The sequence below is a fragment of the Pseudoalteromonas sp. MTN2-4 genome (assembly GCF_042848605.1).
Classification (GTDB): domain Bacteria; phylum Pseudomonadota; class Gammaproteobacteria; order Enterobacterales; family Alteromonadaceae; genus Pseudoalteromonas.
On the sequence record NZ_BTGK01000002.1, the window covers coordinates 80,563 to 96,851 of the forward strand.

General features: G+C 40.7%; 11 protein-coding genes. 3 read left to right on the plus strand and 8 right to left on the minus strand.

The window, feature by feature from the left end; translation table 11 throughout:
* Window positions 1–120 precede the first annotated feature (120 nt).
* Together ACGHEH_RS05370 and ACGHEH_RS05375 are read left to right on the plus strand one after the other, a co-directional pair.
* Complete coding sequence (locus ACGHEH_RS05370; RefSeq protein ID WP_390442558.1) at window positions 121–2,361, plus strand: DUF5916 domain-containing protein; 2,241 nt, start codon at window positions 121–123, stop codon at window positions 2,359–2,361.
* A gap of 464 nt (window positions 2,362–2,825) precedes the next feature.
* The gene (locus ACGHEH_RS05375) at window positions 2,826–3,593 is read left to right on the plus strand and encodes a substrate-binding periplasmic protein (protein WP_390442561.1); all 768 of its coding nucleotides are present in this window, start codon (window positions 2,826–2,828) and stop codon (window positions 3,591–3,593) included.
* Window positions 3,594–3,804: 211 nt separating this feature from the next.
* On the opposite strand, the gene ACGHEH_RS05380 is transcribed toward ACGHEH_RS05375, so the two are convergent.
* The 4 genes from ACGHEH_RS05380 to ACGHEH_RS05395 form a co-directional block, all read right to left on the minus strand.
* The gene (locus tag ACGHEH_RS05380) at window positions 3,805–4,488 is read right to left on the minus strand and encodes a manganese efflux pump (protein WP_390442563.1); all 684 of its coding nucleotides are present in this window, start codon (window positions 4,486–4,488) and stop codon (window positions 3,805–3,807) included.
* 4 nt (window positions 4,489–4,492) lie between these two features.
* Entirely contained in the window at window positions 4,493–6,130 is a 1,638-nt protein-coding gene (locus ACGHEH_RS05385; RefSeq protein ID WP_390442566.1) for a hypothetical protein, read from the minus strand.
* 55 nt (window positions 6,131–6,185) lie between these two features.
* A complete protein-coding gene (locus ACGHEH_RS05390) occupies window positions 6,186–8,069 on the minus strand; it encodes an alkaline phosphatase PhoX (protein WP_390442568.1) in 1,884 nt (627 codons plus the stop codon).
* 262 nt (window positions 8,070–8,331) lie between these two features.
* On the minus strand, window positions 8,332–10,404 hold the full coding sequence (locus ACGHEH_RS05395) for a TonB-dependent receptor plug domain-containing protein (RefSeq protein WP_390442571.1): 2,073 nt from the start codon (window positions 10,402–10,404) through the stop codon (window positions 8,332–8,334).
* A 105-nt stretch (window positions 10,405–10,509) separates the two neighbouring features.
* On the opposite strand from ACGHEH_RS05395, the gene ACGHEH_RS05400 reads away from it, so the two are divergent.
* Complete coding sequence (locus tag ACGHEH_RS05400) at window positions 10,510–11,400, plus strand: LytTR family DNA-binding domain-containing protein (RefSeq protein WP_390442573.1); 891 nt, start codon at window positions 10,510–10,512, stop codon at window positions 11,398–11,400.
* 144 nt (window positions 11,401–11,544) lie between these two features.
* Here ACGHEH_RS05400 and ACGHEH_RS05405 read toward each other — a convergent pair whose 3' ends face one another.
* The 4 genes from ACGHEH_RS05405 to ACGHEH_RS05420 all read right to left on the minus strand — a co-directional run bounded on the left by ACGHEH_RS05405 (window position 11,545) and on the right by ACGHEH_RS05420 (window position 16,182).
* Window positions 11,545–12,564, minus strand: a complete 1,020-nt coding sequence (locus tag ACGHEH_RS05405) for a hypothetical protein (protein ID WP_390442575.1) — start codon at window positions 12,562–12,564, stop codon at window positions 11,545–11,547.
* A gap of 283 nt (window positions 12,565–12,847) precedes the next feature.
* A complete protein-coding gene (yjeH, locus tag ACGHEH_RS05410) occupies window positions 12,848–14,101 on the minus strand; it encodes an L-methionine/branched-chain amino acid transporter (protein WP_390442578.1) in 1,254 nt (417 codons plus the stop codon).
* 392 nt (window positions 14,102–14,493) lie between these two features.
* The gene (gene zigA, locus ACGHEH_RS05415; protein WP_390442580.1) at window positions 14,494–15,699 is read right to left on the minus strand and encodes a zinc metallochaperone GTPase ZigA; all 1,206 of its coding nucleotides are present in this window, start codon (window positions 15,697–15,699) and stop codon (window positions 14,494–14,496) included.
* A gap of 36 nt (window positions 15,700–15,735) precedes the next feature.
* Window positions 15,736–16,182 (minus strand): TraR/DksA C4-type zinc finger protein, encoded by a 447-nt coding sequence (locus ACGHEH_RS05420; protein WP_390442583.1) that lies wholly within the window; start codon window positions 16,180–16,182, stop codon window positions 15,736–15,738.
* Window positions 16,183–16,289: the final 107 nt, after the last annotated feature.

The window sequence follows — 16,289 nt, forward strand, 5'->3', positions numbered from 1 at the left end:
AAGGCCAACGATTTTCTATAAGTAATATAATTTTACAATTTATATTCGCAAAAGTTGGCCTTCTCATTTTTCATTCGGTTTTTCTCTATATAATGCCACCAGCAAAAACAGGGAAAAGAAATGAAGAAAATAAAACATACACTTAAAACGTGGGTAAAGCGTTCTCCCGTTGCCATCGCCCTTTCAAGTGCCTTTGTATTACCAAACACCTTTGCCGCCCAAATCGATGGGGTACTAGATGAAGTACAATGGCAAAACGCTCAGGTCATCAACTTAGACAAAACCACCAGCCCATTCACCCTTGCCCAAGCTGATAAACAAACTCAAGTTAAATACTTCTCTAGTGAAGAAGGTATACATGTTGCCGTTATTGCCACGCAAGCACTCAGTGAGCAAACCTCGATGCGTACCGCGCGTGACAGTGATTTAGAAAGTGACTTCATTGAACTTATTATCGACTTTGATAATGGTAAAAACACCGCATATGGCTTTGCGCTAGGAAATGGTGGTTCAATGCGTGACGGTATCTGGCAAAACAATAACCGTTTCAAAAGTGATTGGGATGGCACTTGGTTTGGTAAAACCACACAAAACGATACTGGCTGGGTTGCAGAATATTTAATTCCGTGGAATGTAGCACCAATGGCTAAAACTGACGGTGAAGAACGTCAAATGGGCGTCTACGTTCGACGTCATGATGTAAAGTCGAACCGAAGCTACAGCCATGCACCAACCTCATCGAGTCAACCTGACTTTTTACGCGAGTTCAGTCAAATTAAGGTAGCTAACCACGCCAGTTCATCTTTAGATATCTTCGCTTCGGCGACATACCAAAACGATATGCTTAACGATACCGATGACAGCAATATCGGCATTGATATATTCTGGCGTCCAGATGCCAGCCAACAATTGAGTGTGGCATTAAATCCTGATTTTGGTCAGGTCGAATCTGATGGCCTGGTGGTTAACTTCTCTCCATTCGAAACCTTCTTTGCTGAGCGTCGCCCTTTCTTCACTGAAAACCAAGCCTTATTCGATATTCAGGGTAATGCTGGTATGCGATTGGTCCATACTCGTCGAATTGGTGTTTATGGCGACATTGATGCCGCTGTTAAATATACGTCAAACGGCCAAAATAATGACTTTGGTGTGATGGCAGTATTTGAAGATGATGGCCACGACAATGAAAATGAGTCTAATAAGTTTGCCACAGCCCGAGCTCAACACCGTTTTGACGACTCACAACTAGGCTATCTTGTAACTTATGCAGACAAAGCCACACAAGGCCGTGAGTCACAGGTTCATAGCATCGATTACCGTACTGATGTATCTGATACACTGCAAATTCGCGCACAAGTAAACGGCAGTTTCGTTGACTCTGACAAAAACAAAGAGCAAGTCGACGGTTACGGTGCATGGCTAAACTTTGTTCATAAATTTAGTGATAACTGGCAACAACGCTTAAACTTCACGGTTTACGATGAAAAATTTCAAGTCAATGATTTAGGCTTTTTATCACGCTCAGACTTACAACGTGTTTGGTACAACAATGAACGTTACTTCACCGACTTTGACGAAAGCAGCAGTTTAAAGCAGCGCCGTGTTGAAGGTTATTTTATGCGAGATCACAACAGTGATGGCGATCATTTAAGAACCGAAATGGGGATCACTGGAACGGAAGAGTACAAAGACAGTGCTTTTTGGTTTTGGCGCTTTGACTATACGTCTTCTGGCCTAGATGACAGAACAACCCGTGGTAATGGCGATTTTAATTTAGGATCGGGTCGTGAGTTCTTTACCGAATATAATTTTGGTAGTCAGAACAAGTTCCGCCATCACGTCGCTTTTGGTCTACAGAGCTATGACCGAGAAGGCAATGGTGGCCGATTCCATTATCACCCAAGTTATTATTTCACAGACAGCTATCGCGTTTCTTGGAGCCTTTGGGCTGTTCAGCAAAATCAAAGTCTATTTTGGATAGATGATAAACTAGCGCGTTATGACTTTAAGCAACTTGAAAACAGTTTAGACTTTGACGCTACTATTGATGATAAACAAGAGCTTAGGGTTCGCTTCCAGTGGGTCAGTGTTACGGGTAAAAATGGTAATCAATTTGCTATAGATGGCTCTGGCGATTTATTCGATGCAAATACTCAAGTGAGTGACTTTTCTCGCTCTACCACTAGATTACAAATTCGTTACCGTTATGAAATTGCGCCCCTATCAAATATATACTTGGTTTATAGCCGAGGTGGGCAGTCAATCGACGACTTAGAGCAAAGTAACTTCTCGTTATTCAAAGAGGGCTGGGACAATCGTACCGGCGACAATTTTGTAGCTAAGGTTCGCTATCGTTTCTAAAAAGAATCGGCATACCCCAAACTTCTTCACCAATTAAGTATTTAGAAGTTTGGGGTTCGCTCTAGCAAAAGTAACTTTTGACATAGATTTTTGTCCTCTTTTTCATATATTATTTACTTTTTAGCAACAATGAAGATGCGAAATGGATTGATTAAAACCCGTTTTGCTTACCACTTTGCTTCTTAGCGCTAAATGCTCTGCCACACAAACTGTTGTTCAAAGAGTATGGCGTGACTATGGTTTATCGCTATCTTGATAAGTCAGGTAATTTTATCTGCGAGTTATCTAAAGATATGTCATCCTGCCCATAAGCTTATAGCGGTTAATATCCGAATATTCTTAGCAAAAAGGTAAGCGCTTGCATAAAACACCTTATCTTTTTTTTTCGTCTTATTTCATTCCTTAGGATTTAATTTCTGTCTATACTTAATTGATAATTATGCTTTTGATAAATGGGCTTTATATTGCGACTGAGTGTTTGCTTTTTACTATTATTATTCAGCCATAACTTGTTTGCTCAGTGTGCCAATGACAAAACCGTGTACATAGGCATCGGTGCTTCTTGGCCGCCTTATGTTATGTATCAACAAGATAGAGCCTTCGGCCTTGAAATTGATATAAGCAGGAAAGTCTTTCAAAAGGCTGGCTTTTGCATTGAGTTTGTCAGGTTACCAACCACCGACAGAGCCATAAAAGAACTCAGCGTTGGTTTAGTTGATGTATTACCCTCATCGAGTTTCAATCACGAACGAGACAAAATCGCTGCTTTTACAGCAGCGTACCGACGAGAGAGAATGCGATTATTTACTCACCTGCCTATCAAACCAATCAATAACTTAGCAACCCTGTTCGACCAGAAAATGTCATTTGTGATTAATCCAGGGGCATTTTACGGCGAAGAATTTAATGGGCACTTTAAAAAACCAGAAAATAAGCCACATTTTGCTTTTGTTAAGAGCATAAAACAACGCATGAGTATGGTACATTTAAAAAGAGTGGAGTTTTTGGTTGAAGATGAAATGGCAGCACTTTATTACTTCTCTACATACCAAGGCGGAAATATTCAACTTCATCCTTATGTGGTCAACGACAACCCCATTCATTTTATGCTCAATCGTGAGCGCTTTTCTAAGCAAGACATTATGAAAATAAATGATGCTATTGCATACCTAGAAAAAGATATTAGTTCAATAATTGAGCGTTACACGACATCTTCGTCTATAGTGAATTAAAGTCAGATCAAATGGTCATTTTTGTTGCGGTTTTGACTTTTTATGGCCTGAATTTCAGGCTAGTTGTAAATATGAATTTTCCTATTTCCTTTGCAAGATAAAAGGGGTAGCCAGAACTGCGCTAACCCCTTTGTTTCATGCGAATAAAAAGCTTCATGCGAATAAAAGCAGCTTGCCCATAAAACCAGCATGGGTAAAAGCCGCCTGTAGACTACTCTCTATTTTGCGTCGCCGGATAAAATACATAACTGCCAACCAGTGTTGCAGCCAATATAAATATCGCGCCGTCATGGACTTGGCTATTAAAGGTGTACCTAAATAATGCCAGCAAACCGAAATAAGCTATGGTCGAATATTGCAGCCAATGCCAGCCTCGATTCACCTTGGGATCTTTCTGAGATGCCATCAAATAACGACCGAGCCACAAGCCGATTTGCGATGACAAGAGCACTAATCCACCGACTACAAAAAACGATAGCCACACCAAGGACTCAGGCCAATTGATGATCTGCGCAGATTTCGCTGGTCCTGACCAAAGCGCATCCCAACTCACTGCAATGATCAACGCCCATGAAATCGCCTTATGCGTAAAGCTGGCCTCATCACCCTCATGATAGTCTTGCAACTCTTGATACAGAAAATAAGCAATAAACGCGAATGCAATTAAGCCAATTATAGGGCTAATGCTCGGTAGCCATTTCAAACCAAAATAACTCAGCATATAGCCAAACATCGGAAACAAAGTATGAGTTGCCGTTACACCCACCACCCAACGCACTTTCACACCCTTGTCGCTCAGTTGTTTACTATAAAGCGCTGTGACTATGGCAACATCTAGCCCAATAGCTAAGCCCATGAGCAAACAGGCAAAGAGAAATTCAAGCAGTAGCTCCACACCGTTACTCCTTTAAGGATTCGCTATTTTCAGCCTGCGCCCAATCAAGTCGAATATCAAAGCCATACCTGAAATCCTCTTCAAGTGGCGGCATATTATCTTCAACTTTTTCAAGAACATTTGTTGCTACACCCAATGTAGCATCTCGACCGAACAGATAACTTTGCTCTTTCATAATCGTAAAGTATGCTTTGTTCAAATCGAGCGCTCTGCGCTTTGAAGGCATGATGAGTTCATAGATATTAGGCAATGACTGCACCTGAACTTTTTTAACCGACCCATCTTGATTAAACCACTTTTGCAACATTTCTTTGTTTTGTCTGAACTCATCGCCCCCGCCTACTCTTTGTAGGTAGGTTAAAAACTCACCTTGCTGTTGACCCAATGTTGGCGTGTCTTTTTGTGTTTTCAGGTTGATGTAGCCCCACCCTTTCGCACCTTCAACTTTGCGAGCAAAAGAAAACGTTTGATCTATGGTTGTGCCCACTGTTTTATGACACCCATTACATGACTGTAATTCTTGATAATGTTGTTGACGCAATTGACCTTTTTCATCTTCAATGAAGCCGTTTATGGTCCAGCTAAAGCCGTTATCTATGCCTCTTTCGCGCAAGTTAATCGTGCGAGGGAGTTGTTCAAACTCTTTTTCCTTACCTTCTCTGTGATATGTAATCGCTACTTTGCGCTTATTCTTAAAGGCATGTTTTTTCATGTAGCGAACTTCTTTCATACGCTCTGCATTGTATGGATTGCCATTTTCGTCAACGCCAATGTAACGAACAGTATGTAAGAACTCGGTCCCCTGTGGATATAACATATCTGTTAAAGGTACTTTCTTAGCGTCACCAAGATAATGACCACGTTTTTGCATTGTCGTGATCACAGAAAGCTTGCCGTCACCATTTAAATCTTCCTGAAGCTTGTTTTCATCTAAATCAGGTACTGTGATGCTGTCTAATCGCTTCATCGACATTTCAAGCAAGCTTAAATTAGCAAAATACACGTCTAGGTTATCTTCACCTTTAAGCTGTCTAAACGACTTATCTAGTCGGATCATTACATCGCCTGTTGAGCCATTTGTTGGCCAAAAAGTACTTGGGAAAGGTTTGTAGTTAAACGCCACCCAATGGCTGCCATCTTTGGCCAAGCCATTTTCAAAAAACGCTTTTTTTGGCAGTGCAAGATTGTCTAATTTGATAGCTTCTATTTGTGGATGATTTTCGTGATCGTTAATAAAAGAATGATAATTGTCTTCTTTCACCCACTCACTGATAAAGCTATCTTTAATATCTTTTATCTTTAGGGAGCGGTCGACAAACAAGTTTGTCCAACTGTTTGTCATTCCCGCTTCTGAAAATTGATAGTCTCCCTGCAAGTCACCATCATTCAAGATATTGGGTCTTTTATCTGTGCTAGGATAGCTCTGATGACAGGCCATACAAGGGTTATGCTTGCCTTCGGTTTTGGTGTAACACTGAGGCGGGATCACTGACTCTGGATTATAAATCTCATTTTGTTTAATAAAATCGAGCGCCTTGAGCGTGTTAGTGTGTTTATACTCAGCCGCACTTTCATTGGCGTAACATGACGCTGAGAAAAGTGCAGTGGCTATAGATGATAGCCAAATTAATCTTGTTCGCATGATGATTACCACTGATGAAAAAAGCAGAGATCTAACGATCTCTGCAACAACTGGATTAGTTCTTAACTGGCTCGTACAGCCATAATGTGTTGTTCTCTTGGAAGCCATCTTCACCAATGATGATACGGCCATCATCCATAACAATGACATTGTCTGGCTGTGAAAGCTGGTTCACATCACATCTTGCCGCGCCATCTAACGAGCTACGATAAGTAGAACCCATAACAACCGGTTCAATACGGCTGATGTTATAACCTGCTTCTAGCTTGGCACGATAAACACCACCACAATCTTTCACACGATTTGATAATTGAATATCACCTTCGCCATCAATCATCGTTTTATCTAGGTCAGCAATTGCAATATAAACAAATGCTTCAGTAACTTCTTCATCAGCAATCGTATTCACACCTTCGATGGCCTCTCTAGCACGATCAGTATTAATCGAAATACCTTCCAGCTTACGCCATTCTGCCGTAGCACCTTTTGCCTTTGCCGCTTGACGAGACTCTAAGAATACAACTCGGTCATCCATTGGTGCACCCGCTGTAACCTTACCACCGCCGTTTTCAACAGTCGGATAAGTTGCATCACCTTTATCCCATGCTGCAACATCCGCTAATGTCATATAGCTAGTTTCACCTTCTACATAGTCTTCAGTACCAATACCGTCAAAGTCAGCAATCCAAGCTTCGATAGTGGCATTATCACCGCGACCAAGTTCAATCCACTCAACATCGAAGCCAGTGGTTGCAGGGTCGTTTTGACCAACGTCTTGCTTTAACTTAGCACCATATAAAGTACCAGCACTTAAGTCTTCTGGCGTATCAGCTACAAATTTAAACAGTACACCACCCGTATCATCTTGCGACATATACACGGTTTTACCGTCAGGCATTACTGTTGCATTTTCATGTTCAAAACGACCTAACGCATAATGCTTAACGACTTCAGGCTCAGCTTCTGTTGGCTTTTGTACTTCAGCGATATAACCATAACGATATGGGTTTGGTGCATCTGGTGCAGTTAGCTGCCACATATAACCCAAGATACTTGTGTCAATTGCTGACTGATTATTCCAACTTGCACTCGTTGTAGAGTCAACCGATGTGTTAACTATCCACTCTTCTGAAGTAAGCGGTGTATTCCATGGCGTCACAGAGCCAAAGCAGTTTGCCGCTGTACCGTGAACACCTTTAAAGTCAAGCATCATGGCATCGTCAACCGACCACATGCCTTTGTCATCTTTAGTTAATGCTAAACGGCTCATACCACCTGGGTACATTTCCCAGTTAGTGAACAGATAACCTTTACCCTCACCTGTTGGAATGAAACCATTAAAATCAGGCATATCGTTTTCAAGGATTAACTGATTATCTTGATGTGAATAGATATGGCCTAAACCTGATGGTAATTTGCCCGCAAAAGTATCGCCGGTTTGACCAAGAATTTGATACTGGCCATATGCTGACATCACTGTTTGACGCTCTTCTTCACTTGAAGGCACTGGAGAATCAATCAATGTTTTTGGTAATTTATTAAAGTTAACGCCAGCGAGCACACCCACTGTACCCGTGTGATATGTTTTGTCGTTTAAATCATCCTTCACAGCATTACTGTCAGATGGATGTTGCGCGTTGAAGAATAGGTCTCCTTCTTTTGTTAAGAAGATACCCGTTACTTCAGCACCAGTAGGCACTGTTGCTAAACGCGTTAATTTACCAGCTGTGCCATCAAGACCATTTTCGCCTGCTTCACCTTGTGCGCCAGTCTCACCTTGTGAACCAGTTTCACCTACTTCACCTTGCACACCTTGTTGACCCATTTCACCTTGAGGACCTTGCGCGCCCTGCGCACCGTCATCACCGTCGATACATCCTGATAATGCAACCAAAACACTAAGTGTGACGGCACTTAGCTTTAGACTATTAGTTTTCATTTTTTACCTTGCTACGTTGTTTGTTGGGTTTAAAACGCAGGCTAGGTTAAAGGCTCTATTTTAAAGTTAGGCTAAATATCAGTGACAGTTCAATGACTTAAATACGCAATTTCTATTACAACCGTCATCTTAGAAAAGTGTATTCCCTCATTTAAAAAACAACATAAAACAAATGAAAAACCAGATATTTACTGGCTTTTGCAGAATAGAAAAAGAGGCAATTCAGCCTCTTTTTCACACCTTTGCAAAATGACAGTTGTCTTTAAAAGGTCATACTAATACCAATTGATGGCAGTGGCATATCGGGAAATTGATAGTCTTTTTCAAACTCAGTGTAAGCCGCGTTATATTCGAGCTCCTGTACTGCTCTTGAGCCATATACGTTTAACACTTCAATATACAAGTTGGTGTCGAGACCAAACCACTCGGTTTTATAGTCAGCACGAATATCTAAACGATGATAGTTACCCCACTGCTCAGCGTTAAACTCGCCGTAGTTTGGTACATAGAATAACGGCTCATTTGTGGCGCTGTTTGGTGCAACATAAGGCGTTGCAGAGTTTACTTGCGTGTATCTTCGACCACTTTGGAAGCGCCACTTCGCGCCTATTTGCCAGTTTTCATCCCACTTGTAGTCAAGTACGATATTCGCCACCCAAGGCAAATCAAATTCAGAGTTAAATTTTTGCTGCGTCAGTGGGTTGTCTCGCTCAGTTTTACTGTAGGCAATGCTCGCCCAACCAAACCAATCATCTGAAAGCTGCTTATTCACCAAAAGCTCAATACCATAGGCTGTGCCATTGGCGACATCTTCAAATCGAGTAAAACCAGACACATCTTGGGCTAATGAGCGCTTTTGCGCATTCGGATTTGCGACTACAAGGTTATCAAGCTCTTTATAGAACAGCTCTGTTTTCATACTTAACCCGTCATCAAGGGTCGATTCAAGATTGAGCACAATATGGGTTGCCTCACTGGCTTCGAGTTCAGTATTACCATAGCCTTCAATAAGGTATTGATAATCATCAATCAATGTATGGTGTATGCCAGCGCTTAAATTCAGTTTATGTGCGTCATTTAAGCGATACCCCAAACGTGCACGTGGCTCCAGATAAGTTTGACTGTTGTTATTAGTGCCAAGTAGCGCAACACCCACTTGGTAGTCCCAATTTGCACTTAAGTCACCGTTCGCCGAAACATAAGCGTGATACTGCTCAAATTTTAATGTGCCTTCTTCGGCAAACATATCACTAAAATAACTCGGCGGGCACACTTCAAACTCTAAGTTACAAGGAAGTAGACGCCCACTACTGAGATAATCGACTTCTGTCGATTGCACCTTGGCGCCAAATAGCACGTCAACGTCTTCGCCTTGATACTGACTGTCTGCCTTTAAAATCACTTTGGTAATATCGGCATCCCAACGAAACACATCCCCTTCTCGCTCTTGTTGGTTTTGCGTCAGTAAATTTAAGCTGGTGGTGGTTTCGAAATCGCCATTAAAATTCTGCCAACTGATTGCTTGGCTATGAAAATACGTTTGATAACGTTCGCCCGATGCCAAATCTGGGTTTTTGCCTATGTCTCTGCCATCAGCATCGAAGGCTATTTCGATGTAATCTTTCGCACCACTGGCGGTAGCTCTGATCACATTGTTGTCGTCTAAATCCCAAATAAGCTTAGCTTGATAGTCTCGATTTCGAGGTGGCACCGCAAAAGAAAAGTCTTCGTCCTCAATAAAGTTATCGACATAGGTATGCACTAAGCTTTCTCTAAAAGACAAGTAAAAAGCCGCATTGTTTGCGATGGCTTGCTCATACAAAAAGCCACTTCTAAAGAAACTTAAATCTAAAACATTGGTTGGGTTATCTGCATCAGGATCTCTCAGCTCAGTTAAAATCACACCGCCATTTGCATTAGCGTATTGGCTCGACCATGCACCTGTTTTTAACTCAAAGCTTTCTATCAACAACGGGTTGTAGACGCTGATCCCATCATTGTGAAACACATAGCCCATCTCAAGTCCGTCAGTTAAGTATAAATTGTCACTCACAGAGCTACCGCGAATGGCCGGCTGAGCAACTGGACCACCTGTACTCGGCGTTGCTAATACCACACCCGGTAATGCTTCAAGGCCTTTTAATGGATCATTGCCCGTACCGGGTAGAGACAATAACTTACCAGAACTGATTTTTATGCCGTCAGGCTTAGAGGCCACCACAGTAATACTTTCTATATTTGCTTTGTCGTCGTCATTGTTATTTGGCGTATTAGCTAAAGCGTTTGTCGCGAAAGTTCCAACTAAAACAGCTAAGGTGGATTTAATAAAAGTCATTTTTGCATCCTCAATATGCGTTAATTTAATGACAGTAATTTACGCTGTTGTTGCTTTCTGGTTTAATTAAGCCATTGATTTATGTATGAATGGGCAGTTTTTTGTATGAATGGGCAATTTCCAATTGGTTCCATTAGCCCTTGGCGCTATTTTGCCAGTATTGGCTTTTTTCTAGCATGCCTTTTAAGTATCTCTGATGATGACAATGTCTTACCTTATTGGCTAAATTTCGTCGTTTGGCAGGTGCAAGTATTTTCTTGTTTGTCGTTTTTTATTGTCACACACACCTTAATGAAAGGCGTATTAGCAAGACAGAACGATATTGTAAAACTGGCCATCAGCTCAGTAATTGCGGTGACTGTCTATGTGCCATTTTCTTTGTTACGCGACGTATATATAGAGCAAGAAACGTCTTATACCCTATATGCGCTATTTGAAGAGTGGCAAAATATGGCGCCTGTAGCACTCATTTCATGGGTGGCGATAAACCTGCCTTGGTTAAGTGGCTTTCAGATCAAACGCACTGAAAACACAACTTCCTCGTCACAAGAACTCACCCAAACCATTGATAGTATTACTAATAAAAATAAAATCGAGACGATTGAGCCTGTAACTGTTAATCCTGAGCCTTTAGAGCCTTCAGTCGAGCAACAAGACAATCTATCTACCCAGCCGCATCATGACTTTTTGAAAATCGCAAAAATAGACAACATAGACTCACTCATTTGTCTAAAAGCAGAACTGCATTATTTGAAAGTCGTTACAGAGCAAGAACAGCATCTGATCTTATACAACTTAAAAGATGCCATTGAAGCACTCTCGAATATCGACCAAAAACTAAGTGAAGGGCAAACTCACCGAAGTTATTGGGTGAACCCCAATCACGCAGAAAAGTTACTCAGGAAGAATCGCGAAGGCGAACTGGTGTTATCGAATCAAGATAAGGTGCCAGTGAGTCGAGCGAATATGAAGAAAGTGAAGGAGTGGTTTGAGTAGCGCTCGTAAGGAGCGCCCTCAAAATTTAATAGAATCAAGGTTTTGGCAGAGTTAAGGCCTTTGATTATTTATGATACCTGCAATTCTACTATAGTTAAAAGTGCTAACCAAACATCAAGCAACCCATCATTTTTCATATGAAAATTAGGGCTTTATAAACTCAAAAATTGCTGCTGCAACTAAGCTTGCTACGACAGCTTGAATATTAACCCATAAAAAGGTGTTTCTTGCAGAAGAAAATAACTCTTTATTTTTATTTAAAACCTCTGAATATTCTTTATCATCACCTTTGGTTATATCAAAAACAACATCTTCGTGAGAAATGTTGCTTAGTCTAGAATAAATCTCTTTCCCCTTAGAATGCCCATAACTAAGAAAAAATGATAGCAGTAGCTTTGAAGCCACTATAATTGAGACATATACTGGAAACTGTTGCTGTTCAGGTACCAATTCAGCAGTAACAAATGCCATATAACATAAAATGAATACAACAGATGTAGGTGTTATATAATGAGCTAACTTAGCTACTTTTGACTTATGTTTTTTTAAAAATTTATATGTACCACTAATTAAATTCGGCTGTTTTTGACCAGAATGCCAATCTTCGACAACGCCTAGTAGGTCTTTACTTAACTTGTCATGTACATTGTCTGTTCTGCAGAAAACTGGACACATCAAGTCTTCGATCTTTTCAAGGCCATCCATGTCAGATGACGCTAACATTTGAAGAATATTTCCTGGTTTAATTCCTTTAGCAATCCTGATGAATAGAGAATTTTTAATGCTGCTTCCTTTATTAATATCCTCATACATAAAATGAACTCGGACTATTACTTCTTTTGTTTTATCTGGCTCTAGCCATTCATTAGTAGTAAATTCATCAAATGGTTTTTCGATAAAGTCCTTATCGAAGCCCACACTTATTGTAAAAGTAGCATCTGTTACATGAACTAAGGTTAATTGTTCTTTTAACTTTTTTACTAAACCATCAATATCTGATTTAGAAACGAGGACAGCTCCGTGTAAAGCCCTGGTTCGAGTTGTTGGCTCACCATGAAGCATGTAAAAAAAGTGCTTAAGTCGCTCATTATCAATTTGAAGAGAAAGTTCATTCTTCCCATTCACTTCATTAATACCGTCTTTTAATAGTAACTCTTGGCTCATCGTTTTCCTTAATTCAAAAATGTTAAATAATTACAACTTCAGAACGTTAAATACCCAATAATTGATAAATTTTACAGCTCCAAATCTTGAAATTAAATATCTACATTTATTTTTACTTTTGCTAAATAAACTTTAATCTAAAACTCTATAAAAATGTTAGACATTTCTTAACAAACTTTACACATGAAAGTTAAACTCTAACCAAGATTAGCCATGATAAAAGCATGAAGCTCCCACCTCATGCCTTTATCGCTTTAAATATTACTAAACACCAAACCCACCGCTAAGCATTACTCACTTTAGAAAGCCGCTTTCGCTTTTGCAGCATCACAAATGGGGTGATCACAGCCATCAAAATAAATGCATAGATCATGTGAGCGCCTATGCCGATGGCAAGTGCCACACAAAACCCTAGACCGAGTAAAATCATCGGGCGGTTTTTCACACTCAGTAATCGCCATGCCGCTAACATGGCCGCGGCGTAAATCACAACAAACACACCGTTCACCCAGTTAATTAAGTCTTCTAAGTCTTGTTGGCTATAAAATGTGACAATTAAAACGAGCGCAATTACGAGCATGAGCGTGGTGAGCGCGCTTAAAGGCACATTGAATTCATTACGTTTTGACAAATAGCTTGGTAATACGCCCTGCTCAGAAAAACTACAGATCAATCTTGCAAGGCTTGCGGTATATACGTTAACGGTTGCAAGTCCACCAGCGACGCCTAATACACCAATAATATAATGACCGTTGTGACCGAATAATTCACCAAAGAACGCATTGAACAGCCCAACCATGCTGAGTGATTCGTTGTTCGGATAGGCGATGACTAATAAGGTGCAGGCCACATACACAGCGCCAACTAATACTGTGCCGATGAGCATCGCTGGGATCATGTCTTTTTCTGGGTTTCTAAAGTCATCTGACAGGTGTGACATTGCCTCGACACCTAAGAAGCTCCAAAATGCGATACCCGCAGCGCCAAGCATGGCATAGGTATCGAATGAGCTGGTTTTAAAGCTGGCCGCAGTCGGGTTACTTTTACCAAATAGTAAGATCACCAAAGCTAAAATGATCAGCGTAAGCGCAAATTGTAATTTGGCCGACACTTGAATGCCGCGTAAATTTATTAGCCATAAAAACAATAAAGTAGAGAGCTGACCTAAAAGTAAAGCTTCCCCTTGCACTGGCACAATTTGCTGCACAAACATAAAGGTCATCACAATGGCAGCAGGCGCGCCAATTGGCACCACACACATAAACATTAAACCAATCACTCGACCTGCAATCTTGCCAAACGCTTTTTCGACAAAATAAGCTGGCCCTGCCGCATGGGCAAAACGTGCTGCCAATTTACCAAAAATCAGCGTAACCGGCACAATTGCCAGAGTTAATAATATCCAAGCATAGAGCGCACTAAACTCTGCTTGTGCCACAGTTAATTGTGGCAATATAAATACCCCTGTGCCCAACAAAGTGGTGGCCATCATGCCCGCCCCTTGCCAACGCCCTATGCCTTGTTTATCTGTTTTCATTTCTCGTTACCCCTTGTTATTATGGGGCTAGTATATAAATGTTGTTCATTGCATTCTGCGCAATATCACCCACTTTCAGCACATCAAACCGTCAAAATGACGGTTTTCCTGCAAAACACCTGCAATTTGATTATGATGTTCTTAATCGAATATTTTTACGTCAGTCACTGAGTACATGGTTTTCTTTAATAAAACTCAAATTAACTTCGTTGAGCTGAATAACATTTTCTAAAAGACCAGCATCGTTAGAACTTCGCCCAAACCAAGTGTTAAGCCTCTTTAGAGTATATGTCTGATATGAATAAATAGGTTTAATGAATGAGTAATTAAAAGAAAGTGTGATGTCTGTTTAATTTGAACTAGCTCCTTGTTGAGCTAGTTCACTGGATAGTTTATTCAATCCAAGCTGGAAATGGGTCCGGCAAGGATTTCCAAATATCTATGCCTAATTGCAATTCCTCATCGTTCAATAGGCACTCATCTAGTTTATTGATGAGCTCGACTTTATCTAAACCTTGACCAATGAAAACCAGCTCTTGGCGTCTATCGCCGAAGGGTTCAACCCATTGCGCTTCAATTGCAGAAACATATTCAGGATCTTCAGGCCACTCTTCACGAGGTACCGCAAACCAGAATAAACCTGCCTGACCATATCGAGCAATGCCGCCAGCTTGGCTCCAACTGCCAGCAATGTTAGGTCGGGTTGCTAACCAAAAAAAGCCTTTTGAGCGCAATAGTTTTCCTGCTTTGTCGTTTGCATGTAAAAAATCATAGAAACGCTTCGGATGAAATGGACGCCTACGACAATAACTAAAACTAGTTATACCGAATTCTTCTGTTTCAGGCACATGCTCACCACGCATTTCTTTGAGCCAGCCAGGAGCTTGCTGCGCTTTTTCAAAGCTAAAACTGTTAGTATTTAAAATTTGTTTTAATGGAATTTGGCCATGTGTGATTGGGATTTGAATTGCCTCTGTATTCAAACTACTTAAAATACTTTGTAATTGTTTGAGCTCCTCTGCACTCACCAAATCTGTTTTACTGATCACGAGCCTGTCTGCAAACTCTATCTGTTCAATCAGTAAATCAGCAACACTTCGTTCGTCTTCCTCGCCAAGGCTTTCACCAACTTCCTGCAAAGATTTTGCCTGATTGTAGTCCTTTAAAAAATTAACAGCATCGACGACCGTAACCATAGTATCTAACTTGGCGACGTTTGATAAACTTATGCCATCCTCGTCCTCGAAGGTAAACGTTTCGGCAACAGGTAAAGGCTCTGAAATACCTGTTGATTCGATAACAAGGTAATCATATTTATCAGATTTAGCTAAGCGAGTAACTTCCTCTAGTAAATCTTCTCGAAGAGTACAACAGATACACCCATTGCTCATTTCAACGAGCTTTTCTTCAGCTCGGTTTAAACTGACTTCGTTTTGTACCGTTGCCACATCAATGTTAACTTCACTCATATCATTTACTATCACAGCGACTCGTAAACCGTCACGATTGTTTAAGATATAATTGAGTAATGTGGTTTTGCCTGCACCAAGAAATCCTGATAAAACAGTTACAGGTAATAAGTTTGTTGAGTTTAACATTGTAATTTCGCCCCAAGTTACAAGTGTTTTAGTAGGTTAAGATTCTTCTCGAATCTTTGCATAAGTATGCTCTGTAAGCTCTTTTGTTTGTTTTACATCTGCACAATATTCTGCTGTCGGCCTTGCTAAGAGCCTTTCTATACCAATTGGCTCGCCACTTTCTTCACAATAGCCATATTCTCCCAGCCTAATGCGCTCTAAAGATTCTTGGATCTTAGGAAGTAAACGCTGCTCTCTATCTACAATCCGCATCAGAATGGCGCATTGTTCTTCCCAGGATGCCCTATCACTTATATCTGTCAGCTCAGGACGATTAAGTAATTGCTCCTTAGCTTCCCTAATGTGTTCTCGCGTTGTGTCATGAAGCTCAATTAAGTAATTTCGAAAGAATGAAAGCTGTTGCTCATTCATATAATCTGATTGAGGTGCCGCTTTTATCTCTTGTATTGATAAAGCACCATACACTTTATTTACATCTTGCATGTTAACCTCCCGACTTATTGTTATATTATAACACAACAAAGTGGGTGATCAGTTTGTTTGTTCACCGCCTATTTTTATCAAGCTCTTCAATGGGACTGATTGAGCTT

Coding starts and splice junctions, on each gene's coding strand:
- ACGHEH_RS05370 (WP_390442558.1), top strand. CDS start 121: ATGAAGAAAATAAAACATACACTTAAAACGTGGGTAAAGCGTTCTCCC.
- ACGHEH_RS05385 (WP_390442566.1), bottom strand. CDS start 6,130: ATGCGAACAAGATTAATTTGGCTATCATCTATAGCCACTGCACTTTTC.
- ACGHEH_RS05390 (WP_390442568.1), bottom strand. CDS start 8,069: ATGAAAACTAATAGTCTAAAGCTAAGTGCCGTCACACTTAGTGTTTTG.
- ACGHEH_RS05395 (WP_390442571.1), bottom strand. CDS start 10,404: ATGACTTTTATTAAATCCACCTTAGCTGTTTTAGTTGGAACTTTCGCG.
- ACGHEH_RS05400 (WP_390442573.1), top strand. CDS start 10,510: ATGAATGGGCAATTTCCAATTGGTTCCATTAGCCCTTGGCGCTATTTT.
- ACGHEH_RS05405 (WP_390442575.1), bottom strand. CDS start 12,564: ATGAGCCAAGAGTTACTATTAAAAGACGGTATTAATGAAGTGAATGGG.
- yjeH (WP_390442578.1), bottom strand. CDS start 14,101: ATGAAAACAGATAAACAAGGCATAGGGCGTTGGCAAGGGGCGGGCATG.
- zigA (WP_390442580.1), bottom strand. CDS start 15,699: ATGTTAAACTCAACAAACTTATTACCTGTAACTGTTTTATCAGGATTT.
- ACGHEH_RS05420 (WP_390442583.1), bottom strand. CDS start 16,182: ATGCAAGATGTAAATAAAGTGTATGGTGCTTTATCAATACAAGAGATA.